The sequence below is a fragment of the Halogranum roseipondis genome, assembly GCF_059695585.1.
The window spans coordinates 118,225-140,694 of the sequence record NZ_JBUEED010000005.1 but is presented as its reverse complement, the minus strand read 5'-3'; the positions used below and the strand labels follow the sequence as shown (position 1 = coordinate 140,694).

General features: G+C 54.7%; 21 protein-coding genes and 4 pseudogenes. 14 read left to right on the top strand and 11 right to left on the bottom strand.

The annotated features are described in order from the left end of the window. Genes cbiG through cbiT form a run of 4 tightly spaced genes read right to left on the bottom strand, consistent with a single transcriptional unit; the run spans position 1 to position 3,268 of the window. Positions 1–981, bottom strand: a complete 981-nt coding sequence (gene cbiG, locus EOHIBHHM_RS20905) for a cobalt-precorrin 5A hydrolase (protein WP_497257587.1) — start codon at positions 979–981, stop codon at positions 1–3. A gap of 3 nt (positions 982–984) precedes the next feature. Beyond that, positions 985–1,851, bottom strand: a complete 867-nt coding sequence (locus EOHIBHHM_RS20900) for a cobalt-precorrin-4/precorrin-4 C(11)-methyltransferase (protein WP_497257585.1) — start codon at positions 1,849–1,851, stop codon at positions 985–987. Next, positions 1,848–2,702 (bottom strand): cobalt-factor II C(20)-methyltransferase, encoded by an 855-nt coding sequence (locus EOHIBHHM_RS20895; RefSeq protein ID WP_497257583.1) that lies wholly within the window; start codon positions 2,700–2,702, stop codon positions 1,848–1,850. Before EOHIBHHM_RS20895 ends, EOHIBHHM_RS20900 begins: the two co-directional genes overlap by 4 nt. Then, on the bottom strand, positions 2,699–3,268 hold the full coding sequence (gene cbiT / locus EOHIBHHM_RS20890) for a precorrin-6Y C5,15-methyltransferase (decarboxylating) subunit CbiT (protein WP_497257581.1): 570 nt from the start codon (positions 3,266–3,268) through the stop codon (positions 2,699–2,701). Before cbiT ends, EOHIBHHM_RS20895 begins: the two co-directional genes overlap by 4 nt. A gap of 147 nt (positions 3,269–3,415) precedes the next feature. Between cbiT and EOHIBHHM_RS20885 the strand changes: the two genes are divergently transcribed. The 3 genes and pseudogenes from EOHIBHHM_RS20885 to EOHIBHHM_RS20875 form a co-directional block, all read left to right on the top strand. Further along, entirely contained in the window at positions 3,416–4,231 is an 816-nt protein-coding gene (locus EOHIBHHM_RS20885) for a DUF7839 domain-containing protein (protein WP_497257579.1), read from the top strand. 34 nt (positions 4,232–4,265) lie between these two features. Beyond that, positions 4,266–5,225, top strand: a complete 960-nt coding sequence (locus EOHIBHHM_RS20880) for a GHMP family kinase ATP-binding protein (protein ID WP_497257577.1) — start codon at positions 4,266–4,268, stop codon at positions 5,223–5,225. Between the two features lie 173 nt (positions 5,226–5,398). Next, positions 5,399–6,001, top strand: a pseudogene (locus EOHIBHHM_RS20875) (DUF6610 family protein); the annotation flags it as partial. A gap of 79 nt (positions 6,002–6,080) precedes the next feature. On the opposite strand, the gene EOHIBHHM_RS20870 reads toward EOHIBHHM_RS20875, so the two are convergent. Continuing rightward, positions 6,081–6,488 carry a TRAM domain-containing protein gene (locus EOHIBHHM_RS20870; protein ID WP_497257575.1) on the bottom strand — a complete coding sequence of 136 codons (408 nt, stop codon included), beginning with the start codon at positions 6,486–6,488 and terminating at the stop codon, positions 6,081–6,083. 203 nt (positions 6,489–6,691) lie between these two features. Here EOHIBHHM_RS20870 and EOHIBHHM_RS20865 point away from each other — a divergent pair. Both EOHIBHHM_RS20865 and EOHIBHHM_RS20860 read left to right on the top strand, forming a co-directional pair. Then, positions 6,692–7,617 (top strand): annotated as a pseudogene (locus EOHIBHHM_RS20865) (ArdC-like ssDNA-binding domain-containing protein). A gap of 78 nt (positions 7,618–7,695) precedes the next feature. After that, positions 7,696–8,019 (top strand): DUF6788 family protein, encoded by a 324-nt coding sequence (locus EOHIBHHM_RS20860; RefSeq protein ID WP_497257573.1) that lies wholly within the window; start codon positions 7,696–7,698, stop codon positions 8,017–8,019. A gap of 203 nt (positions 8,020–8,222) precedes the next feature. On the opposite strand, the gene EOHIBHHM_RS20855 is transcribed toward EOHIBHHM_RS20860, so the two are convergent. From EOHIBHHM_RS20855 to tnpA, 3 genes are all read right to left on the bottom strand, one after another. After that, positions 8,223–9,485: a Cdc6/Cdc18 family protein gene (locus EOHIBHHM_RS20855; protein WP_497257571.1), complete on the bottom strand. Its 1,263-nt coding sequence runs from the start codon at positions 9,483–9,485 to the stop codon at positions 8,223–8,225. Positions 9,486–10,026: 541 nt separating this feature from the next. After that, a complete protein-coding gene (locus EOHIBHHM_RS20850) occupies positions 10,027–11,265 on the bottom strand; it encodes an RNA-guided endonuclease TnpB family protein (protein ID WP_497257569.1) in 1,239 nt (412 codons plus the stop codon). Next, a complete protein-coding gene (gene tnpA / locus EOHIBHHM_RS20845) occupies positions 11,262–11,651 on the bottom strand; it encodes an IS200/IS605 family transposase (protein ID WP_497257567.1) in 390 nt (129 codons plus the stop codon). The genes EOHIBHHM_RS20850 and tnpA overlap by 4 nt, the downstream gene beginning before the upstream one ends. A 514-nt stretch (positions 11,652–12,165) precedes the next feature. On the opposite strand from tnpA, the pseudogene EOHIBHHM_RS20840 reads away from it, so the two are divergent. The 3 genes and pseudogenes from EOHIBHHM_RS20840 to EOHIBHHM_RS20830 form a co-directional block, all read left to right on the top strand. After that, a pseudogene (locus EOHIBHHM_RS20840) lies at positions 12,166–12,541 on the top strand (cell division control protein Cdc6); the annotation flags it as partial. A 459-nt stretch (positions 12,542–13,000) separates the two neighbouring features. Next, positions 13,001–13,858: a ParA family protein gene (locus EOHIBHHM_RS20835; RefSeq protein WP_497257565.1), complete on the top strand. Its 858-nt coding sequence runs from the start codon at positions 13,001–13,003 to the stop codon at positions 13,856–13,858. Beyond that, a complete protein-coding gene (locus EOHIBHHM_RS20830) occupies positions 13,858–14,295 on the top strand; it encodes a DUF7970 domain-containing protein (RefSeq protein ID WP_497257563.1) in 438 nt (145 codons plus the stop codon). The genes EOHIBHHM_RS20835 and EOHIBHHM_RS20830 overlap by 1 nt, the downstream gene beginning before the upstream one ends. 27 nt (positions 14,296–14,322) lie before the next feature. On the opposite strand, the gene EOHIBHHM_RS20825 is transcribed toward EOHIBHHM_RS20830, so the two are convergent. The 3 genes and pseudogenes from EOHIBHHM_RS20825 to EOHIBHHM_RS20815 all read right to left on the bottom strand — a co-directional run bounded on the left by EOHIBHHM_RS20825 (position 14,323) and on the right by EOHIBHHM_RS20815 (position 16,887). After that, positions 14,323–14,679, bottom strand: coding sequence for a nucleotidyltransferase domain-containing protein (locus EOHIBHHM_RS20825; protein WP_497257561.1), 357 nt, complete (start codon positions 14,677–14,679; stop codon positions 14,323–14,325). A gap of 209 nt (positions 14,680–14,888) precedes the next feature. Then, positions 14,889–15,275, bottom strand: a pseudogene (locus tag EOHIBHHM_RS20820) (hypothetical protein); the annotation flags it as partial. Positions 15,276–16,053: 778 nt separating this feature from the next. Further along, on the bottom strand, positions 16,054–16,887 hold the full coding sequence (locus EOHIBHHM_RS20815) for an IclR family transcriptional regulator (protein WP_497257559.1): 834 nt from the start codon (positions 16,885–16,887) through the stop codon (positions 16,054–16,056). Positions 16,888–16,925: 38 nt separating this feature from the next. Between EOHIBHHM_RS20815 and gcvT the strand changes: the two genes are divergently transcribed. The 6 genes from gcvT to EOHIBHHM_RS20785 all read left to right on the top strand — a co-directional run bounded on the left by gcvT (position 16,926) and on the right by EOHIBHHM_RS20785 (position 22,408). After that, entirely contained in the window at positions 16,926–18,032 is a 1,107-nt protein-coding gene (gene gcvT, locus EOHIBHHM_RS20810) for a glycine cleavage system aminomethyltransferase GcvT (protein ID WP_497257557.1), read from the top strand. A gap of 6 nt (positions 18,033–18,038) precedes the next feature. After that, positions 18,039–18,419: a glycine cleavage system protein GcvH gene (gcvH, locus tag EOHIBHHM_RS20805; protein WP_497257555.1), complete on the top strand. Its 381-nt coding sequence runs from the start codon at positions 18,039–18,041 to the stop codon at positions 18,417–18,419. Between the two features lie 2 nt (positions 18,420–18,421). Beyond that, positions 18,422–19,798, top strand: coding sequence for an aminomethyl-transferring glycine dehydrogenase subunit GcvPA (gcvPA, locus tag EOHIBHHM_RS20800; RefSeq protein WP_497257553.1), 1,377 nt, complete (start codon positions 18,422–18,424; stop codon positions 19,796–19,798). After that, positions 19,798–21,225 carry an aminomethyl-transferring glycine dehydrogenase subunit GcvPB gene (gene gcvPB / locus EOHIBHHM_RS20795; protein WP_497257551.1) on the top strand — a complete coding sequence of 476 codons (1,428 nt, stop codon included), beginning with the start codon at positions 19,798–19,800 and terminating at the stop codon, positions 21,223–21,225. Before gcvPA ends, gcvPB begins: the two co-directional genes overlap by 1 nt. A gap of 113 nt (positions 21,226–21,338) precedes the next feature. After that, positions 21,339–21,767, top strand: coding sequence for a hypothetical protein (locus tag EOHIBHHM_RS20790; RefSeq protein ID WP_497257550.1), 429 nt, complete (start codon positions 21,339–21,341; stop codon positions 21,765–21,767). Next, positions 21,764–22,408, top strand: coding sequence for an RNA-guided endonuclease TnpB family protein (locus EOHIBHHM_RS20785; RefSeq protein ID WP_497257548.1), 645 nt, complete (start codon positions 21,764–21,766; stop codon positions 22,406–22,408). Before EOHIBHHM_RS20790 ends, EOHIBHHM_RS20785 begins: the two co-directional genes overlap by 4 nt. Positions 22,409–22,470: the final 62 nt, after the last annotated feature.

Here is a 22,470-nt window from a genome sequence, read left to right as displayed (position 1 = left end):
TTACCGCCCCACCGCGACGGTCACAGCGTCGTCGAACCGCTCTTTCTTCCGGGTGAGGTCGTGCTCGCGGCCGCCGGCAATAGCCGACGCTTCAGCGATACCCGGCCAGCCGATGAGTTCCTTCGACCGCGAGGGTGAGGGCCCCTCGAACTCCTCCAGCGTTTCCTTCTCGAAGAGGACGACCCCCGCACCGATCGCCTGGGCTGCCTCGTAAAGTCCTTCTTCACCCTCCTTACGGGTGCCAGTCGCGACGAACTCTACATCCGAGAACTCCAGACCCAGGTCGTCAAGGACAGCCGCCCAGGCATCGAGTACCTGCGCTTTCTTCACCCCCGAGACGGTGCCGGTCCCGAGGACGACGCCGGCCTCGCCGTTACGCTTGAGAACGGTCACGTCGTCGCCGACGAGGACCGCTCGGGGGCCGTCGAGACGGGCCACCGGACCGAGTTCATCGTTCAAAACGGCGAGGTTCGTCGCGACCGTCGAATCGCCGTTGACGACGTGGGTGTCCAGCGCCTTCGCCTTACTCTCGACGCCCTGCTTGCCCGCAGCCTCGCTTGCGGTCGTCATCGCCGGGACTGCGCCCAGTTGTGAGAGATCGTGGGCGACCTGATTCGCACCGTGGTGGCCACCCGTGATCGGGATTGCCCACGTGAGCTCCTCGTCGACGACGACGATAGCGGGATCGTCCCACTTGTCATCAAGGAGCGGTGCGGTCTTTCGCATCGCGATACCCGAGGCCATCAGCCCGACGAAGCAATCGTACTCGCCCCAGTGTTCCGCGAACACGTCGCCATGGTACTCGATGATGTCCACGCGCTCGTAGTCGTCGCCGATTCCCGCCTCGATCTCGCGAGCGGTGTCGAGTTTTCGTTCGAAGCTGATGATCGCGATTTCCTCGGCCACCTCGCCATCCGAGTCCGGCGTCGCACAGTGGCCGCCCGATTCGCCTGATTCTGGTTCGTTGGTGTCGGTACTCATGAGTCAGTCGTCTGCTTCGCTCTCAGTGGAACTGCGGTTCGCCCAGTCTCCGTACAGATAGGAGCGCTCGTATCCCGCTTTTCGCGCCGCGTCGCCGATGATAACAAGCGCGGACGCACGGTAGCCGGCTGCCTCCAGACGCTCGCCGATCGTTCCGATGGTCCCCTCGATGATCTCCTCGTCCGGCCACGAGGCGTGGTAGACGACGGTAACCGGTGTCTCCGGATCATGACCGTCTTCGAGGAGGCGATCCATCGTCTCGCCGACTGCGTGGGTGCCAAGGTAGATGCAAGTCGTCACATCGCCCATCTCGACGAACTCGCCGATGTGATCGTCCTTGGGGTCGAGCGTCTTCCCCTGAGGACGAGTGAACGCGACGTGGTTGGCCACGCCGTTCAGCGTGAGCTGGGTCCGGAGCGTCGCACTGGCTGCGAACGCCGAGGTCACGCCCGGAACGATATAGGCCGGAACTCCCTCATGTTCCAGTGCGTCCATCTGCTCCAGCGCTGCTCCGTAGATTGCCGGGTCGCCGCTGTGGAGACGGACAACCGTCTGCCCCGCCTCGTAGGCGTCCCGCATCAGCGGTACCAACTCCTCCAAGTCTTTACCGATGCTCGACACCTGCTCGGCGTCCGCGCAGTATTCGTCAAGGAGTTCGCTGTTGACCAGCGATCCGGCGTGGACGACGAGATCTGCCGCCTCGACCAGCTCTTTACCGGTGACAGTGAGGAGCCCTGGGTCGCCGGGACCAGCACCGATGAACGGGATACCCTCCTGCCTCTCGCCAGCAGTTCGCTTCTCGATCCGAGGATCCCGCTCCGCCGCTCGGGTGGCCGCCTCCGCGTCGATAGCGTCTTGGGGATCGGTCATCGCGGCTGGACCTCCGAGACTTCGTCGCCGCAGGCTTCACCTTCGGCTCGCTCCATCGACACGGTATCACTCCAAAATTCATCCCTGGACCAGGGCTCTGAGGTAGGCTGCGCCCCCCCATCGGTCTTCACCCTCGCTCCGGTACCAGAGTCGCTCTCCGATTCGATCTCTTCGAAGGCCGCAGTCGCCGGCTCCGAATCGAGATCGCGTTTCTCCGCGTAAGCCAGCGTATAGTAGTCGCGTTCGTTCAGCGTTCCGGGATCATCCGTTACGACCGTCTTGCCCTGCTCCATGTACAGTCGGCGGCCGTACACCACGTCATAGCCCGCCTCGACGAGCTGTTCGTGGGTCGTCGGGACATCGGTGACCTTGAACAGAATCATCCGATCTGGTCCGGTAGGTGCTGCACCACGAGCGGCCTCGTGAAGTACGAGACTCGCCCCGGAAGAAATCTCGACGCCAAGAGCCGTGGTAAAGGCCGTTACGGCGCTCACTCCGGGAACGACCTCGATATCGACATCAGCATGAAACGCGGAGAGCGTCCGCCGCAAGTGCCCGAACGTCGAATAGACGTTCGGATCGCCGAGTGTGACGAACGCCACAGTTCCGTCGCGAGCACGGGGTGCGATCTCTTCAGCGGCCTCGCGCCACGCTCGCCGGAGTTCGTCCTCGTCGCGAGTCATCGGAAAGTCGACGTCACCGATTCGGTCTTTGGGGACGTGTTCGGTCGCAACCGACCGAGAGAGGCGTCCCGGCGAGTAGACGACGTCCGCCGCTTCGAGAACGCGACGTCCGCGTAGGGTTACAAGGTCGGCGTCGCCGGGGCCGAGTCCGATACCGTAGAGTGTCATCGCGGCCCCCCGTCTGCCGCGGCCGCACCGGTCCCACCCATCAGCATGTACACCGGGTTGTCGGAATTGAAACTCGTCGCGCCGGCGAGTTCGTACCCGTGACTCACCTGGAACTGGACGACCTCTTCTAGGAGGTCCCGCTCACGGAACGCCTCGGTGGCGGCTCCAGCGACTTCGAGCCGCGACACGTTCATGATGATACGGTCAACCTCGGTTTCGACTGCGTGGTCGAGGACTGCCTCGTAGTTCCGACTGCCGCCGATGAACAGGACGTCTGCGTTTCCGGGTAATCCTTCGGGGGCCTCGGCTTCCCGAAGGTCAACATCCACAGTCACGTCATTGGCAGCGAGATTTTTTCTGGTGGTTTCGATCCGTTCTGCTTTTCGTTCGAGTGCAGTGACCCGACCCGCGCGCCGCGCCGCCTCGATCGTGACGGCGCCGGTACACGAACCGACCTCTGCGAAGTGATCGTTCGGCCCGAGGTCGAGTTTGCTGAGAAGGACGGCCCTGACCTCTGGTTTCGTCGGGCCGGCCTTCGCATCATGTGGGAGCGATACGTGTGCCATCGCCGAATACAACTATCGTAGGGCGTAAAACAATTTTGGTTGTTTTAGAGAAAGTTAGATTGAGTTACTCGGCGTAGAGGATGTACGAACTCAACCTCAGGCGTTCTAAGGCAAAATTACTTTAGTTCTCAGTCCGGAGAAGAAATAATGCCGAAGAATGCGGCCGACCCTGAAGAATTCGGTGTTCTCCAAAGCAAACGGAACGCCACCCGGTATCAGATTCTGGTCCAGATCGCAGAACGACAGCCCGCTGTAAACCAACAGGAGATAGCCGATGCCATAGGGGTCACTGCCCAAGCTGTAAGCGATTACCTCCAAGACTTGGTTGAACATGGATACGTCAACAAACACGGTCGTGGCCGATACGAAGTAACCAAGGAGGGAGTCGACTGGTTGATTTCACAAACCGACGAGTTGCGTCATTTCGTTCAACACGTTTTTGAAGACGTCATCGGACAGGTTGAGATCGAGACTGCAATCGCGACGACGGAAGTCAACGAAGGAGAGACCGTTTCACTGACAATGCAGGACGGTGTTCTGCGCGCGATGTCTGGAGGGATTGGGAGCGCAACTGCAGTTGCAGTAACGAACGCGGAGGCAGGCCAGGATGTCGGAATTACTAATTTCGACGGGGTCGTGGATTACGACTTGGGTTTGGTGACAATCGTCTCAATTCCACAGGTTCAAAACAGCGGAAGTTCGGCGGTAGATCCGAATAGAATCATCGAGATGGCCGAAAAGCACGACTTAATAGCGGTTAGCGGAGTCGAAGCTATCGCCGTCGCGGAGGCAGCAGAACTCCAGCCTGACATCCGTTTCGGAAGCACATCTGCTGTCCAAGAAGCAGCCGCGAAGGGACTCGACGTACTACTACTATCTTCGACAGATCTGATTTCGGCCCACACCGACAAACTTCGGGATCAGAATCTCAGCTATGAGGTCGTGGATGTCACAGATACGTAGCGTTTCGGACAATCAGCAGAGCTAGCTCAATGATATGAAAGCCAGCGCGCGCGCCCACCCAATCCAAGGACTGATCAAGTATCACGGCCTGATGAATCGAGCCCTGAATATCCCGTACCACGATTCGATTTCAGTCTGTACCGCGCCCTCGGAAACACGGACGACCGTAGCCTTCGGGTACGAGGCCGACACATGTCGCATCAACGGGTCCCCAATCGACGATGAGGGATACGAACGGGTGACAACCGTACTGGATAGCGTCAGAGAGCGTTCTGGTACCGATAGCCACGCTCGAGTCGTCTCCGAGAACACCTTCGAATCGAACATCGGTCTTGGTGCGTCGGCCTCCGCGTTCGCTGCCCTCGCCCTCGCAGCCACGGATGCAGTCGGTCTCGATCTTTCGCGCGAGGAACTCTCGAGACTGGCTCGGCGTGGATCCACATCTGCTGCTCGGAGCGTAACTGGGGGATTTTCACATCTGTGTACGAGCGAACACGCGGAGGACTGCGTCGCCGAACGGATACCTGATACGTTCGAGGAGGACATCCGAATCATTGTTGGAGTCGTGCCGGAATACAAGCGAACTTCTCGTGCTCATTTGGAGACACCACGGTCACATCTCTTTCGCGGTCGGCTTGCACACATCCATAGCAAATTGACCGAGATGCGTGATGCAATTCAGAGCGGAGATTTCGAATCGACGTTCGAGCTTGCAGAGCGTGATTCACTCAACCTCCTCGCCGTGACGATGACCGGACCCGACGGGTGGGTTTACTGGCAGCCGGAGACGCTTGAGCTACTCCAGTTAGCTCGCCGATTCCGAGAGACTGGTATTCCCGTCTATTTCTCGTCTGATACTGGAGCGACAGCGTACCTAAACACAACCGCTGAATACGCTGATCAAGTTTCAGACGCAGTCGAGGAGTTGGAAGTAGAATCTCGGACGTGGCATGTCGGTAACGGGGTGGAGAGTATTGACCAACATCTCTTCTGACTGAGAACATTTCCGCCTACGGTTCTACTGAATCCGGGGGGGGGGTGGTTTGGTGGGGGGATGCAAGGCGAATATCCTATGCATTGAGATGACCAGTCTCAACTACGGTGCATCTCGATACGATGTGGCTCGACTGAGATCGGATGCTCATTTGAATCCACAGCACGAATCCTATACCTGTGGGTACTGTCGTCAGCTACTCCCGTGGTTACGCAGATATCTTAGCACACGAGTTCTCAGATCCAGTGGATTGGCGAGGCCGTCGCGTCCACATCCTCGGAGGTAGTCCACCCAAGCAACTCACCGTCATCGACCAGTTGACGCAACCGAGGCTGACAGGCGATCCACCGGCCGACATCGTCGGCCTCGATTGGAACGGACTGCATCGCGGAGCGCAGTTCGGTGAATTCTGGACGGGTAATGGCTGGGATGACAGCGGTCGCAACGCCGACTACCTGACGGTTCGAGTAACGGTCCGGCACGGGCTTGTCCATGTCCGTTCGTTTTGGGAGAGTCAAGGCGTCTGGCCGGAGCAGCCAGTCGATCGGGCTGGGCAGACACAGTATCAGCCCCCGTCATCCGCCGACCTTCATTCGTCGGCCTGTGTCGAGTGCGAAGGCGATGTCTGGACGGGGTCGCGTGGCCCATTCGTCGCGGAGTACGATACTGGAGAGATTTGTGGGTACTGCTGTTACGACTGCTACTTCACCCATCGCACTCGGAACCATCTTGAGGAAGTCATGGGCGAAGCCAGTGTCTACATCCCGCCCGCGTAGTATGATCTCGGGTTCTAAGCTCGCTCGAACGTGAGTTCATGCGTCACCCACACGTACCAAGACCGGTATCCAGTCTCAGCTACTCGTAGTAGGGTTTCCGCTCAATGACGTTCGCGAAACCGACTGACTCGCTCACATCAGTGACCTCGACAGTTACTCGTTCACCTTGTTCAGTGTCAGGGATGATGAGAACGTATCCACGGTCAGTACGGGCAATGCCATCGCCCTGTTCTCCGATGTCTTCGATGTCGACGGTCCGCTGATCTCCTTTCTCAACTGGTGCGAGGTTCTCTCGATTCTGCACCGCTTCGTGGGTTGACGGAGTGTCATCAGTAGTATCAGTCGCAAAGACAGCCACGCGGTGAACATCACCCACTTGGACATCGCCTGTTGTCACTTCTTCTTTCGGCACTTCGAGAACGTATGAGCCTCGCTGCTCATCCACCTGGGCGCTGAAGAGGCAAAGTAAGTCATCTGGAATTTGCATGTGTAACGCTCGTCTGTGAATCTTGTTGCTCTCTCATCTTAACTTGATGATTAGCAGTACGGAGGACACGTCTACGGCATCGTTGTGAGCTCAGGTAGTGAGGCACTGAGCCGAAGGCTGAGAAACCGCTCCTCGCCGGCGAATTTTTTCTGCCCCCGAAGGGTGCGGGGCATTCCAAAACTGGAGTGTTCGCGAGACAACTCATGGCGACGAGTGACTACGCAGTGGTGTCGTTCGACGACTCCGACACCCGACGTGACGAGATGCACAGTACCATCGAACAGTGGATCGACGACCTTGTCGACTCTGTCGACGACGCACAAGCGAGTGCGGAATTCCAGGAGTGGCTTGATGTCCAACGGCAGTTCCACGACTACTCTTACCGGAATACACTGCTCATCAAGCAGCAGTGTCCCGAGGCTAGTCGCGTCGCCGGGTATCGAACGTGGCAAGCAGAGTTCGACCGCCACGTCGAGGAAGGTGAACAGGCCATCTGGATCTGGGCACCAATCATTACCAAGCGATGTCCCGAGTGTGCAAACTCGCCGAGCTACCACGCTAACACCGACTGTGAGTACGACGCGACGCCACCCGAGGAGTGGTCGATAGGGCTCGTCGGGTTCAGGCCCGCGCCGGTATTCGACATCTCCCAGACCGACGGCGAACCACTTCCCGACCTCGAGACGGCCGCGACGGGTGACGCTGGCAATCTCGTGGGCCAGTTGACTGACGCGGCTTCAGAGCTTGATGTGACGGTGCGAATCGTCCCCGAAGAGGAGTGGACCCACGGGAGTGCACGCGGAATCTGCCAGCGACTGAGCCTCGTCGACGTCCAACCACTCGTCGAGGTCAAGGATGGGTGAATGAGGCTGACCTTGCACGAACGTTGGTTCACGAGTATGCGCACGCGCTGTTGCATTTCGACGTCGATGATGACACCGAGCGGGCGAAACGCGAGGTCGAAGCGGAAGCAGTGGCGTACATCGTCGGGCGGTACTGTGGACTCGATACGAGTGGGTCGGCGTTCTACCTTGCCACGTGGGAATCCGACGATGCAGACGTGATTCGTGAGCGACTCGGACGGATCAGTCGAACGGCGACAGAGATTATCGCACGACTTGAAGACTGAATCGACGCCGAACCAGAGTTCACTTAACCAACGCAGCTTTGCTGTTGGCGTCTGTGTTGGTTAACACGATAGTGACCTATGTCCAATTCCCCACCAACGCTGCCTCAGAACGTACCAAGCGGTATCGCTGAGAAACTTACCGACCAGTCTCCCGACGTGCTACGAGACATTGCGCGATACGCTGACGAACTCGCCGAGCATCGCGAGCGTGAGGCGCAACTCGTAGAACAGGACGAGCAGGATGAAGAGGTCGAAACGGAAGCAGACCGCCCGGATGGCGTTCCCGGTAAAGCGACAATCACGGTGAAAGAGATCAACGACCATCGCTACTACTACTGGCAATGGAGAGAAGGTGAGAGGATTAAGTCGAAGTACAAAGGGCCAGTTGACTCAGACGAGTAGGACTGGTACTCCTTGTTGACGAGTCGCTAGCATAGTCATGTGCCACTCGTCGTTGGTGCTGACACCCCTCCTTGCAAGTGTAATTCTACGACAGACCGTTTGTACTCGCTACAATGAGTAGTTCAGTATAAGCTTGACATTTAGAAGCGGATTCCGATGTTCTTCGGTCCGAACCCCCCCTAGATTGTAAGTGTATTCCGGCGTTAGAGGTTCAGTTCGCTTTGGAATCCGGATTTTGAGGTTTCTTCATACTGAGACAGAAGCTGATCTGTCGCCGTCGGGAATCCTGCTTCAAGTTGAGCATCTTCACGGAACGTTTCGAGCACGATTCGTGGCTCATCAACAAGCGAATAGATGAACGTCCGTCCCCCACGTCGACCGAGATTCTTCTCGGAGGATTCGATCAGCCCGAACATCTCAAGCGTATTGATGTGATCTCGAATCCGGCTTTCAGAGAGCGTGTCCGTACCAATCTTCTCACAGATGTCCTTATACAGTGAGTATATATGCTTGACCTTGGCGTCAGTCCCTGAATCGAGAACTAAGAACGTGGTTGCCATCAACGTCAACTGCATCTGTGTCGTCAAGCGTTCGGTGATGATGTCGCGAGTGTTTGCACGGTCAACCTCGCTTCGGGCAAGACGAACATGTTCCTCATCGACGGTCTCTGCATCCTCATGACGGGCGATATCACCTGCCGTTTCGAGGAGGTCTAGCGCCATCCGTGCATCCCCTGTATCTTGTGCTGTGTACGCAGCACAAAGCGGAACGACATCGTCAGTGAGAACACCAGGCTTGAACGTGAGATCAGCATAGTAGCTCAAAATCGTCTGGAGCTCTGTCGCATCGTAGGGAGAGAACTGAATTTCTCTCTCACAGAGAGTGCTTTTAACGCGGCCTGAAAGGTTTTCGCGGAATTTAAAATTGTTACTGATGCCAATGATGCCCACTTCGGCATTCTCGAGTTCACCCATCGAGCGTGCACGTGGGAATTCATACAGGAGCTGTTCGTCCTCACCAAGTTTGTCAATTTCGTCGAGAATAAGAACGACGTCACCACCGATGCGATCGATTTCAGAGTAGATGACAGACCAAATCGTGTCCGGGTGGGTTCCCTGTTTGATTTCACGACTCGGGTGGAGCTTGTTTGCGACGTGTGAAATCACTTGATAGGTAGACGTTCGTTTATTGCAGTTGACGTTGATGACGGTCAGGTTCTGGTCTTGAGCCCGTGCTTCGGCGGTGAGATACTCCATCATCTTCGTGGTCGTCGCGGTCTTTCCCACGCCTGTCTGTCCGTAAATGAACACGTTTGGTGGACCAAACCCATCGAGAACGTCTTGCAGTGACGCTGCATACTCTTCGATGATGTCATCCCGTTCAAGGATTTCTTCGGGCGTGTACTCTTCCTTGAAGGGACCTTTGTCTTTGAAGATTTGATTTGGTCCTTTGAACGGCGACTCCATTTCACGCGGAACGTTACACTACATCATAATAAACCCACCGCTAAAAGTGTTCTAACTGTTGTAAGTGTTCTCGACTCTTTATAAACCACCCCCTCCCCGGATTGTAAGTGTTCCGCGCTTTACGAGAGAGGTACTCCACTTAGCCAACTCATGGAAGTCGTCAACACAGAGTAACAACGAACGTACTTCGAGTAGCTACTACTAGACCTAGAATGCTATTATATACTTTACTGTACAGGCAAAGCGTGTTTTTGAATTCGAACGTTTAGAGTTGTTAGAACTGTGTTCTACACTTACAATCTGGGGTGTCTGACGGTTGCGCTATCGTCTTTTATATACTACCACTACTCCCTTGCCTCTTCGGGGTGGTGCTTGCGTGGGCGCAAGAACACTTACAATCTGGGGTGGGGGTGTGACCACTTCGAGTGAGCGCCCGATCACTACAGTTCGGCTAGCGCGATTACACTCGTTGACCTCCTCCCGCGCCTAAAGTCGCGGGAATCCCACCATGGGATTTCAGGCCGAGCGGGGCCCTAAGGTTTCAAGACGCATACGTTCCAAGCGTCTCTTGCTGGGTGTCAGCATCGGCTTGGCTGTCTTGTGGGACGGTCAAACGTCCCCCTTCCTCAGCCGAGTCATCGCCATCCGTGTGTTCTCTTGAATGGCTCTCGCCGCTGAGGTAGCGGTCTGCAATATTGAGCGCGGCGTTAACGTCTGCTTGGTACTCTGAAACCCAACACGCCGAGTTGGAACACTTGAACGTCGCTTGCTTCGGGCGGTGGCCCTGTTGACCGCAACAGTGGCACGTCTTCGAGGTGTACGCGGGATTCACCATTTCCACGCGAATCCCTTTCTCAGCCGCTTTGTAGCGAATCTGCGCGTGCATCTTGGCGAAGCCCCATCCGTGAAGCCGTCGGTTCATGAATGCGCCGTAGTCCATGTTCTCGCGGATGTGCGTCAAGTCTTCCAGAACCAACACGGGGTTCTCGAATTGGTCTGCGTAGGCGACGACCTCCGACGTGACCGTGTGGAGAATGTGGTCGATGTGTCGCCACAATTCGTCGCCGTAGGACTCAGCGATACGTTCGCTTCCTCGTTTCTGAAGGCGTCGAGTCGCCGTGAAGTACGTTTCACGGAGTTGGCGAACCGTCTTGCCTTCGTCGTTCCAGAGGTTGGGTGCAGTCGGGGAGCCGCGCTCGTCACGGTGACACACCGTTAACAAAGAGGCTTCCCCGATGTCTACCCCAATCGGCGTTTCCGCCGAACTGGTAGTCTGTCGCTCCTCCACGTCCCGCGTAGCGACGATGTGGAAGTACCACTCATCATTCCGGTTGAACAACCGGCACTCTCCCATCGTCGCGTCTCCCGCGTGCAACGCTTCCAACCACTCTCGCTGTTCGGGATTCGGTGTCGCAGGCAACCAGAGGTGGTAGTCGTCGTGGTGCGGGATTTTGACGTACCACTCGATGGCGTTCTGTGGCTTGTGGTCGAGTTGGGGGCCTTCGTTCGTGAACCGAACAGGGTGGTCGTCGTGAAGCTCTTTGGCGTCGTAGCTTCCGCCACACAGTTGCGGGACGTACTTCTTGAGTGCGTTCTTCGCGTACCCACTCAGGTCGTAGTTAACGACAATATCGTTCGTTGCGGACTGTGTGGTACAGTTGGCGTTGAACGCGGCTTCGAGCGCGTCTTGGTACGCTCGTTTTGTCTCACAGAGTTTCCGATGCTTGTGGGCGTTCGGTTCCACAAGCTTCAGTTCCAGCGTCTCGGTGAGTTCGGTCACTGTTCGTCCTCCGCGTGACGCTGGATGTACTTCTCGACAGTCTCACTCGAAACGTGTCCTGCTGTCCCCGCGTAGTAACCTCGCGCCCACTTGATTTTCTCGCCGTCATGGTCAGCGTAGCGGTGGTTGTATTTCCGCGAACTGATGCCCTTGAACCAGTTGGCGAGAAGTGACGGAGCGTGCTTCGGTGGGCTACTGACGAACAGGTGGATGTGGTCAGGTTGGACAGTGAGGTCGATAATCTCCAACCCCTTCTCGTCAGCGATTTCGTGGAGGATGTCTCGCACACGAGTCGCAACGTCACCGACGAGTACCGACTGACGGGACTTCGGTATCCACACTATGTGGTAGTTGAGGTTGTACGTTGCGTGCCGTGTGGTCTTCATCCGTGCTACACACTATACGTAGCGAATCTGTTAAAACTATCGTACACGGGGGAAATCCATCCGTGCTACCGTTGGTGGTTGTGTACGCTATTGTCCGCTTGACCCGCGCCTGAAGACGCGGGTATGCGCTCGCACTATGTATCAGATCAAGTCTCATTGATGTCTGGTGAACCACCTCGCCCTACTCGCACTGACGTGCTCGTTGAGGACGGGGCTTCCTGCTTCCACGACACAACTTGCATCTGCAACGATGGACGATGAATCGCCACCGTCGGTAGACACAGTGGGTCGCGGTCTACACAGGCGTTGACGAGAGTTTCGCTCTCGTCCGCACATTAGAACCGCTCTGCGTTTCTGAGGACGTTTCTTCGGAGTGAACCACTTCTCGTTTGTCAAGTCCTTCATGAGGACATTGAGTACTGCATTCTAATCTCGGTCGGAACGGATGTAGGGTAGTGGCTTCGAGAGCATCGAAAACACTTACAATCTGGGGTGGGGGTCTTTGCGTCTACCCGTGATTCCGCTGTGTGCCGCCCTTTGGTCGCCAAGACGGGGGTGATGCTCAATGTGCTATCACCTTCGGAAAGCTGGTGACCTTGCCACACTAAAAACGTGGACTCAGTCTGGACTGACCATGTCGAACGCGCCCAGGAACAGCTCGAAGTTCAACAGAGGATGGATATCATGCGTGATCCCAATGAGCACGAGCAACTCACGCTTTATGCATTGACCATGCTCGCTGCCGGGGGCGCTACTCCTGCTCGTTCCCAACTAGTCTATCGGCGCTACAAGAAAATCTCCGATCACTTAACCGCGATATCACGGCCGTCGTCAACACACTCCAGACATTCATCAGCAAATTTGGTGCACACCGAAGTACCATTGGGTAGCTCCCTGACTCTCGTGAAGAGTTTGCAGCAATACAACCTCTGACACGATATCAGGGCTGATTGACGCTGTCTGTTACTTATAGGGTATAGCTGGTAACTATAGCTATAAGATATAGTTATCCGACCTCAACATCTGTCACGGCCTGCAAGCAAGACACGCTGAGTTGCATGGACTCGTTTCTCTACAATCGAATTGACGAGAAGATGGTCGACTTTCAATAGTATATCTATAGAATATAGTTGAGGGCTATAGTTCTGACTCATACTCGTACTCGGGCTTTCTGACGAGATAGTGACGATCAGTCGGCGAGAACTACGCAGCTGCCGCTGCTGTAGGGTATAGTTGAAAACTATAGTCGTCAACAATAGCTATCACATATAGCTACCAATTATCGCTATTATCTATGGCTATTCTGTCTGGCTTAGTTTTATATTCATTGCTTTCGACTATCGGGTATAATGCTCACGTATGCTCCAGTTTCAGAGGCTGGGGGTGTCGGAAAGACGACAACGGCGGCGACACTCGCAGCGAGTCACGCACGCGCGGGACACGATGTCTTGACAATCGATATGGACACCCAGAACGGGAGCCTCACGTACTTCTTCGGTCCTGACTATGACCGTGGCGACCCGAACGTTGATAACCTCGTCCGGCATCTCGTTGGCCGTCCGAAAGGGGACTTTCACGACCTCACCATCGAAGTCGAGAACGGAGTCGATCTCATTCCCTCGCACAACATGCTTGAGGATCTCCACGAGTTCCTCCTTAACGAAAAGCAGCAAGCCGAGAACTTTGGGGAGTCGTACAGCATGTATCAGCAACTTCACCGCGTTCTACGTGACGCAAATGTTCGGGATGAGTACGACGTCATCATCGTCGACTCTGCCGGGAAAGCAGGGCCAATTCTCTACAACGCACTGGTCGCCGTCAGGAACGTCGTCATCCCGTTCGAGGCGACTGCAAAAGGTCAGGAATCGATCGAAGGACTTGACGACCTTGTCGACGGTTTAGAGCAGAGTATCGACGTCGACGTCGGTGTACTTGCAGTCCTCCCGATCGGGTACAAGGATACGCGGGATCAGCGAGGTATCCTTCGTGACCTTCGCGAAAGCGGCTTCCCAGTCCCTGTCGTTATCGGCGAGCGTGGCTCGCTGATGGAAGGGAGCTGGATGCAGCAGTGTAGCCCCTACACGTACGTTGAGAAACACCGCAATCGGAAACGCGATTACGAACTCGAGACGCTCGAGCAGTTCGATGAACTCGCTCGCTTCCTCGAGAAAGAAGCAGGACTCGAGACCCCTGAGGTGACTGCATAATGGGACTCAAATCTGGTTCGCGAGACGCGGGTCTCGACGACTCTGAAGACGATGACGAACAGCCTGACGAGCAGGAAGATGACATCTCTGAAAAAGAGGACAACGTCTCCACTGGCACCTCTTCTACAGAAACAGCAGATGAACAGACGGAATCGGAGACGCAATCCGAATCAGTCTCACAGCGACCGACAATGGACTCGATTCCGTACAAGCTTCGCCGCGACAAAGTGAACGAAGGGCGCGAACAGGTTCCGTATTTCCTTCGCGAGGAGATCATCGAAGCCGAAGGTGACCTGCAGGACACGCTTGAAGAGTTGCTTGGTGAAAGCGTCTACAAATCTGATTATCGCGAGGCTGCCATGGTTGTCGCTCAGCGAAATCCAGAACTCATCGCGGAAGTGCTTCGTGAGTGGGGCTACGACCTCGACGCTTCATAACTTCACAAACTCCTTCGAACGGCCGAATCAAGCACATGAGAGCCCCTCGGTGACGGCATTTCTGATGAAGGGGTTGCCCTCGTGCTGGTGGCGTTCGAACGCCGTCTCCGAAAGGATGTGAAGCTCGACAACAGGCCCGTATTCGAGCATCACGTCATAGGCAAGGTCACGGAGGGAGTCGGCAATCGTATTCTGATCGGTATCGTCACCGAGGACGTCAATGTCGTTGGCAAGTCCGCGAGTTTCACCACGGATCGTCGAGCCGAAGACGTACAGTTCGGCGATTTCGTCGCCATGCTGTGACCGCGCTTGATCGACGAACGCCTCTGCTGCGACGGCGTGGGTATTGGCCGACGTGGATCCGTTCGCGGTCTCGTTGCTCATATACTTGGCTACGTCCTTTGATGTCATTTATTTTCCCCTGTGGAGCGGCGTCGAAGTCACGAATTCGTTCTCTAGTTCGTGTTCGATATCTCTTTTCCAGTATGATTTTGCTGGCACACTATACAAAAATGCTTGTATAATCGAAACCCAATCTACTGCCAACTAGAACTGTAATCTGGTCTATGACTCCTAGCAAGGTATTACGGGAGCTAACCTTTCATTGACTCATTTCTGTGTCCCGCTGAATGGTATCGATTACTCCCCTCAAACGCAGCGGCAAGTTGTTCTTGCATATACTCTCGCCGCAACTTCCGCGCACGCGCATCGGAGAGATAGTTCTGTAGGACGACGTCGGCGCTCGCACTTCCCTGTTCGGCGGCAATCTCGTTGAGACTCCCAAGAACGGCGTCAAGCGACGACGAATATGCGTCGTACCAGAATTGCCGTCCCATCTTCGGTGACGGAGTTTCACCACCGATTGATTCGGCCAACCCAGCACGATCGGCAAGCTGTTCAAACCGATTTCAGACTGTCCAACGTGAAATGTGACTTCTTGACGCGTACGGTGACAGAAAGAGATAGTCGCTCCGCTCATCAGACGCCCTGTGGAGCCGCGTCCGAATCCTCTTCGTAGGCCTTGTCTAGTTACTTGACTTCGCACGTTAGACGACCAGTACCTCGACCTCCTGCGTCAACTGGTCGATGTCGCGGTGTTCACTGCTGAGTCCCACGACAGGGGGTTCTCGTCGTGAACGGCTACAGTGAACCGCTCAACAACATCTGATTCAAGCCTTAATTTGAAGAATTAAAATATAAAATTGCCCACAGAATCCACTTACTTGAGCAAGACGATCGGTCGGATTGTGTTTTATCGAGATCGTCGCTCAAACTCGAACAGGTCTCTGCAAATAGTAACTGAGACATCTGCCCGTCGTATGTCGTAATTGTCAACCAGACATTTGTTCGGGTAGTCGGCCGCTCACTCGACGAAGGTGGTTGCGGGATCACTTTCGCTGTTACTCGACCCTGGCCAGTCGCAGGATTCACCGCCCATGCCGTTACCGAGTATTTCCTGGAGAGGGTTGGGCTACAATGCCTCATGAGAAAGTGAGAGGGCTGATGAATGCATTACAAATATAGCTTTGTAACGAAATGTGATCAACGCTCTCGAGGTTCTCTGTATGAGTTCCTGGCTGCCGATCTCGGACCGGTTTTGAGCGAAAAGTGGTGATATCTCTGCCGCTTGGATCTATACTTCTGTTTCCTACTTTGGGAAACTAAAATAGAAATGGTGGAGAGGCAAATAGTGTTAATCGCAGTACTAAGTGATTGGTGTTGGAGACTCTAACACCGAATCATCTGTCGATCTTCTGGCTAACTCTGGGCTCCTGATGCTAGAGATGACTCGATATCGTCGATTACCACTTGGAGTCGCTTCGCCATTTCTTCTTCAGCAGGAAGCCTGTATGGTGGTCCGGATATATCTAAAGTCCCAAACAAACTTCCGTCGGGTCCGTTGATTGCAATCGCAACGGCCCGTAATCCTTCTAGTTCCTCTTGGGTGTTTACGGCATAGCCCTGTTCCCGAATTGTCTTAAGTTCAGAAAGTAATTCATCTCTGTCAGTGATGGTGTTGTCTGTGTAGGCAGGGAGTTCGGTCTGTTCGACAAACTCGTTGATCCGCTTTTCGGGAAACTCTGCCAATGCGGCTTTCCCACAAGCGGAACTATGAAGGTCAAAATATCGTCCCACTTGAAATCCCTCGTCTGAAGGTGTGGCCGTTTCATCAAATATGATCACCATTCGATTGTTCTCTTCTACCGCGAAACTGACTTCTTCACCCACTCGATTCGCTAAGTCCCAGGCCTTCTCTTTCACTAATTGATATCGGTCGTCTCGCCATCGGGCTTTTTCGCCGAGATGGAATAGTTTCATTCCGAGTTTGTAGTCATTACCGTCACGAATGATGTATTTCATCTCTTCTAGAGTCTGTAAATGAGTATGTAAGGTGCTGACTGGAATGTCCGTATGATTTGAGATTTCGGACAGCGATGCACCATCCAGCTCCTGTATTGCTTCAATCGTAAGGAGCGACGTTTTGGACGTCTTTCGAGATTCTTTCCCCATACTGGGGAACAGGCCTGATATGCAATAAAGCTCACCCTTGATTGGCAGATTGTGATTGCCCGAGACTGTAACTGTCTTCATAGAAAAGTACTTGTGATATCAGCCGAACACAGTTATTCGTGTCTTTGCGCAAGCCCCCACTCTATCAGGCACATCTCGATGCCGGCGCCGAGTTCACTGACTTCGGTGGCTGGGAGATGCCTGTAAAATACGATACAATTAGTACCGAACATGCTGCTGTACGTGATTCAGTTGGAATCTTTGACGTAAGCCACATGAGCGAAGTCAAAGTGAGTGGTACTGACGCCACAGAGTTGATGAACCGTCTCACGAGTAACGATGTTAGAGACCTCGATAGAGGTGACGCACAATACTCGTGCATCCTGAACGAAGACGGAATCATCATTGACGATACTGTCGTGTATAGATACCCAGACGAGAACGCCTATCTATTCGTTCCGAATGCTGGGCATGGAAAACAGATGGTTGACCGATGGTCGAAACATTCCCGTCAATTGGGACTTCAAGTCAGCGTCGAAAACAAAACCGAAGAGATGGGCTTGGTTGCCGTTCAAGGTCCGGATGCCATCGAGATTGTTGAGAACCGCTCACGCGATTCCGTCACCGACCTCGGACGGTTTTCGATGGCGCAGACCGCTATCGAAGGAGTGGAGTGCCTCGTTGCAAGGACCGGTTATACGGGCGAAGACGGGGTTGAGATCTTCTTCGATGCGACTGATTCCGAAGAGATGTGGAAGTCGTTCAGTGATGTTCCGGCCTGTGGATTAGGAGCTCGTGATACGCTCCGGCTTGAAGCAGGTCTTTTGCTCTCCGGTCAGGACTTTGACCCGAAATCTGAGCCTCGAACACCCTTCGAGGCAAAGCTCAGTTTCGTCGTTGATCTCTCGAAGCCGCGCTTTGTCGGCCAAGATGCCTTGAAAGCTCTCGAAGAAACCGGTGTTGAGGAGAAACTTGTTGGACTACACCTGAACGAGCGGGGAATCCCACGCAACGGATATGAAGTAACTGACGAAGGGGAGTCTATTGGGCATGTCACAAGTGGCACCATGAGTCCGACGTTGAACGAACCGATCGCCCTCGCGTACGTTGATTCCAACAAGGCAGACGAGAACCGGTCGGTCGAAGTCCAAATACGAGGTCGCGCAGTACCGGCGACGATAGTCAATCACCGCTTCCTCAGTTCACTCACAAACGACAACGAGTAATTCAACATGACATTCGAAATCCCAAACGACCGACGATATGCAGAATCACACGAATGGGCAAAGGAAACCGACTCTGATGGTCTTGTCAGAATTGGAATCACTGACTTTGCTCAGGACGAACTCGGAGATATTGTCTTTGTAGAATTCCCGGATATAGGGGACGAACTTGATGAAGGCGATCAGTTCGGAGTTATCGAGAGTATCAAGGCAGTGTCGGACATTTATTCCCCTGTCTCTGGGACTGTTGAGAACCTCAATAGTGAGCTTGCTGATAACCCCGAGTTGATTAACGAGGATCCTCACGGATCCGGGTGGCTACTCGAAATCAACTCGGAGTCTGGTATCGATCACCTGCTAACTGCTAGTGAATACGAAGACCAGATCTAACGATGCAAGACAGCTTGGAATCTCGTGAGACACAGTCCACGCACAGCAGTTCGGATAACCGCGAAAGCCCATTCACCCCTCACGACGAGGACGATATCAGTCAGATGTTAACTGCAATCGGGGCAACCGATATCGAAGAGCTCTTCGATATCCCGAGTTCGGTTCGTTTCGAGGGTGAGTTCGGAATCGAGGGGTTATCCGAACAAGCAGTGAAGCAACGACTCCAACGTATCCTCGGAAACAATGCAGATGTTACTGAATTCCTCGGCCGAGGCCATTACTCCCATTACGTCCCGTCAGTCGTCGATCATCTCTCTCTCCGATCTGAGTTCATCACCTCGTACACCCAGTATCAGCCGGAGGTTTCACAGGGATTTCTACAGGTGTTGTTCGAGTTCCAATCTCTCGTCACAGAGTTGACTGGGATGGACGTGGCAAACTGTTCGATGTACGACGCTGCGACAGCCCTCGGCGAGGCCGCGACTCTTGCAGACAGAGTACGTGACGCAGACGGGTCAACAATCCTGGTTCCCGACTATCTTCGGTCCGAACGTCGTGATGTTCTGGAAAACTATACCGACGGATCGGAGCTCTCGATTCGAGAGCTCCCGACTGACGGCGGTATGGTCCGCCCTGAGACGCTTCGGTCGCATCTCGATGACGATACTCTCCTCGTGTACGTCGAAAATCCCACATCCGAAGGAGTGATCGAAGAGCACCTAACGGAGATTGGAGCGATTCTAGACGAGGAAGATTCATTGCTGTGTATCGGATCCGACTTGGTCGCGCTGTCGCTTCTTCAAAGCCCTGGTCAGATCGGTGCTGACATTGTCGTCGGGAGCGCTGGAACTCTTGGGCTACCCTCTGCCTACGGAATGGGAATCGGTATTTTTGCTTGTCGTGATGGTTTCCTTCGGCAGATGCCTGGTCGATTAGTTGGTGCTTCGCGAGACAGTGCAGGTGATCGAGCGTATACGCTGACTCTCCAGACACGTGAACAGCATATTCGACGAGAGCGAGCAACGAGTAACATCTGCAGCAATCAAGCTTGGGTTGCGCTTCGATCGGCAATCCACGCGACTTGTTTAGGGCCAGACGGACTCGCTTCACTGGCAGACAAGTGTACACGTCTACCAGCGCGGGTTGCCTCCGAACTCGATCGAATCGAGGGGATATCTGCCCCCGTCAACGACGCGTACCACTTCAGAGAGTTCACGGCAGCAATCGAAGGCGATGCGACTGACGTAGTATCGAACATGGTGGAAGAAGGGTTTGCGATCCACGAACTGGATGAGGAGACCGTACAGATCTGTGTAACGGAGACGAACGAGCATCGAACTGACGACCTCATCGAAGGTTTCCGCGAGGTGATGGAGTAATGCAACGATATCAACAGGCAAAGTGGGACAGTACAGAATCTGAAGGTCACGAACCGCTCTTGTCTGAGAAAGATCTGTCCCGCTGTGAGCTGCAGGACACGTATCTACCCGACGAACTGACTCGCGAGAGTATCGAGTTGCCTTCCCTCTCAGAACCAGAGATCGCACGCCACTACACGCGGCTCTCACAGATGAACTACGGAGTCGACAGCGGTCCGTATCCACTCGGCTCCTGTACGATGAAATACAACCCGAAGTTCACGGAAGATATCGCTGCGCTTCCATCAGCCTCGCTTCATCTGGACCGTCCGTCCGAAACAGCCCAGGGGACACTACAGATCTACTACGAGCTACAAGAGTATCTCGGAGAGATCGGGGGCATGAGTGCAGTAACGCTCCAACCTCCTGCTGGAGCGGCCGGGGAGCTGACTGGAATCCTGGTCGCTAAAGCGTACCACGAGTACAACGGCGAAGCGGCACAGCGAAACGAAATCATCGTTCCTTCTAGTGCTCACGGGACTAACTTCGCCAGCGCTGCGATGGCCGGGTACGACATCGTCGAGCTTCCGGCAGACGAGGATGGACGAGTCGATCTTGATGTCCTCTCTGCAGCAGTAGGCGAGTCGACAGCAGCACTGATGTTAACCAATCCGAACACACTTGGATTGTTCGAACGAGAAATCGAGGAGATTGCGGACCTGGTCCACGAGGCTGGAGGGCTCCTCTACTACGATGGTGCCAACCTGAACGCGCTTCTCGGCCGTGCTCGACCAGGTGACATGGGGTTCGACATCATGCACTACAATGTTCACAAGACGTTCGCCACACCCCATGGCGGCGGTGGTCCGGGTGCGGGACCGATCGGTGTTCGTGAAGGCCTTGGCAAGTTCCTCCCGAACCCTCACGTGCGAAAGGAGGAAGGAGAGTACGTTCTCACGACTCCGGACGAATCTATCGGAAAGATCCACGGTGGAATGGGTAACTGGCTCGTTCTTCTCAAGACACACGCTTACATTTCTCGCCTTGGTGACTCAGGTTTGTCCGATACGAGTGCGAAAGCAGTCCTCAACGCGAACTATCTTGCCTCTCAGCTCGAGTTGGACGTCCCGTTCGAACCGTTCCACCACGAGTTCGTGGCAAGTGCCGGCGAAAAGGACGCTGCAGACTTTGCGAAGAAAATGTTGGATTATGGAGTTCATCCCCCGACGACAAAGTGGCCCGATATCGTTGACGAAGCCCTGATGACAGAGCCTACAGAGGCCGAGAGTAAAACGACATTGGACCGATTGGCAGAGGCATTCAATTCGGTACTCGATCAGAGTGACGACGCAATCGAGGCAGCACCAAACGAGACCACCGCGAAACGCATAGATCAAACGCAAGCCGCACGAGATCCGGTCCTGTCTTGGCACCAGATCTCGGACTAATCTCCCCTTTTGTGACCATCTATACTGGTTCGAGGCAGAGTACCACGGGCCACCGCGCCCGTGGGTGAATGCCGACCTGAACCTTTACAACACCACGCGACAAGAACATAATAATGCAAGACTCAGACCAAACCCACACACTTTCCTTTGGACTCACCATCCAAACGGGTAGTTCTGAGAACTTGCCCACGGGCTGTCTCGAAGCCCGGAGAGTCCGCAACGAAGTCAATCGACTCGACAGTGAAGGATGGGACTGGCGCGACATCCACGACACCGTAGTGGACCACGCCAACCATGTCAAAAACACCACCCAACTCCTCGTCCAGAAAGCTCTCGGAGAACTTGAGACATACCACGACCACAAAGACGAGGGCTGGGGCCGACCATACCCGTACATCCACGAAACGTATCCGATGCGGATGAACCACGACGAAGGATACGCCCTCACCGTGGACAACTCAGTCGATTCCGCATCAGCTACAAGCCGTACAACTACGTCAAAGGCGTGCTTCGTGGCAATCCCGACCACCTTGACCGCGTGAAGAATGCGCTGAACTCTGAAGCGTGGCGAGTCGGTGTTGCAGAACTTGTGTACAAACACGATGAATGGCGACTCCACGTTACCGTCACCCACAAAAACCGTACAGTAGCATCCCCAGACGATGCTGATACCGTCGTTGGTGTGGACATCAACGAGGATTGTGTGGCCCTTGCCGCGATGAATCGATATACTGGTGACGTATTTGATTCGGTCGTCTTCGAGTACCCGGACATCAAGCGGGTTCGACACGAGTTCTTCACGAAACGCAAGCGGATGCAAAAGGTTGGGCAAACAGCGTTCGAGAACGTTGTTCGTAGCGAAGAACGTGACTTCGTTCATGACCAACTCCACAAGGTATCACGTGACGTAAAGCGATGGGTTTCGCAGTTCACGAATCCGGTTATTGTCTTTGAAGACCTCAAAGATATGCGAGACTCCATCGACTATGGCACTCGGATGAATCGTCGCTTACACTCGCTGCCATTCGCGGCACTCCGCGACATGGTAGCGTACAAAGCCGCATGGAACGGAATCCCGTCGGACGATGTTGACCCCGAATACACGAGTCAGCGGTGTCCTCATACGGAGTGCTTGCATATTGAGCGTGCGAATCGCTACAAGAAGCGATTCAAGTGTCGCTAGTTGTCCACTCTGGCTCAGGACTCCAGCAGCTGATACGTAGTACTGAGTGAAGCGGGTGAATC

What these genes read in the sequence shown, in the direction of transcription:
- EOHIBHHM_RS20870 (WP_497257575.1), bottom strand. Translation starts at nt 6,488, where the DNA reads ATGCAAATTCCAGATGACTTACTTTGCCTCTTCAGCGCCCAGGTGGAT.
- cbiT (WP_497257581.1), bottom strand. Translation starts at nt 3,268, where the DNA reads ATGGCACACGTATCGCTCCCACATGATGCGAAGGCCGGCCCGACGAAA.
- EOHIBHHM_RS20835 (WP_497257565.1), top strand. Translation starts at nt 13,001, where the DNA reads ATGCTCACGTATGCTCCAGTTTCAGAGGCTGGGGGTGTCGGAAAGACG.
- EOHIBHHM_RS20885 (WP_497257579.1), top strand. Translation starts at nt 3,416, where the DNA reads ATGCCGAAGAATGCGGCCGACCCTGAAGAATTCGGTGTTCTCCAAAGC.
- EOHIBHHM_RS20790 (WP_497257550.1), top strand. Translation starts at nt 21,339, where the DNA reads ATGCAAGACTCAGACCAAACCCACACACTTTCCTTTGGACTCACCATC.
- cbiG (WP_497257587.1), bottom strand. Translation starts at nt 981, where the DNA reads ATGAGTACCGACACCAACGAACCAGAATCAGGCGAATCGGGCGGCCAC.
- tnpA (WP_497257567.1), bottom strand. Translation starts at nt 11,651, where the DNA reads ATGAAGACCACACGGCACGCAACGTACAACCTCAACTACCACATAGTG.
- EOHIBHHM_RS20880 (WP_497257577.1), top strand. Translation starts at nt 4,266, where the DNA reads ATGAAAGCCAGCGCGCGCGCCCACCCAATCCAAGGACTGATCAAGTAT.
- EOHIBHHM_RS20860 (WP_497257573.1), top strand. Translation starts at nt 7,696, where the DNA reads ATGTCCAATTCCCCACCAACGCTGCCTCAGAACGTACCAAGCGGTATC.
- EOHIBHHM_RS20895 (WP_497257583.1), bottom strand. Translation starts at nt 2,702, where the DNA reads ATGACACTCTACGGTATCGGACTCGGCCCCGGCGACGCCGACCTTGTA.
- EOHIBHHM_RS20825 (WP_497257561.1), bottom strand. Translation starts at nt 14,679, where the DNA reads ATGAGCAACGAGACCGCGAACGGATCCACGTCGGCCAATACCCACGCC.
- EOHIBHHM_RS20855 (WP_497257571.1), bottom strand. Translation starts at nt 9,485, where the DNA reads ATGGAGTCGCCGTTCAAAGGACCAAATCAAATCTTCAAAGACAAAGGT.
- EOHIBHHM_RS20815 (WP_497257559.1), bottom strand. Translation starts at nt 16,887, where the DNA reads ATGAAGACAGTTACAGTCTCGGGCAATCACAATCTGCCAATCAAGGGT.
- gcvPA (WP_497257553.1), top strand. Translation starts at nt 18,422, where the DNA reads ATGCAAGACAGCTTGGAATCTCGTGAGACACAGTCCACGCACAGCAGT.
- gcvH (WP_497257555.1), top strand. Translation starts at nt 18,039, where the DNA reads ATGACATTCGAAATCCCAAACGACCGACGATATGCAGAATCACACGAA.
- EOHIBHHM_RS20830 (WP_497257563.1), top strand. Translation starts at nt 13,858, where the DNA reads ATGGGACTCAAATCTGGTTCGCGAGACGCGGGTCTCGACGACTCTGAA.
- EOHIBHHM_RS20900 (WP_497257585.1), bottom strand. Translation starts at nt 1,851, where the DNA reads ATGACCGATCCCCAAGACGCTATCGACGCGGAGGCGGCCACCCGAGCG.
- gcvPB (WP_497257551.1), top strand. Translation starts at nt 19,798, where the DNA reads ATGCAACGATATCAACAGGCAAAGTGGGACAGTACAGAATCTGAAGGT.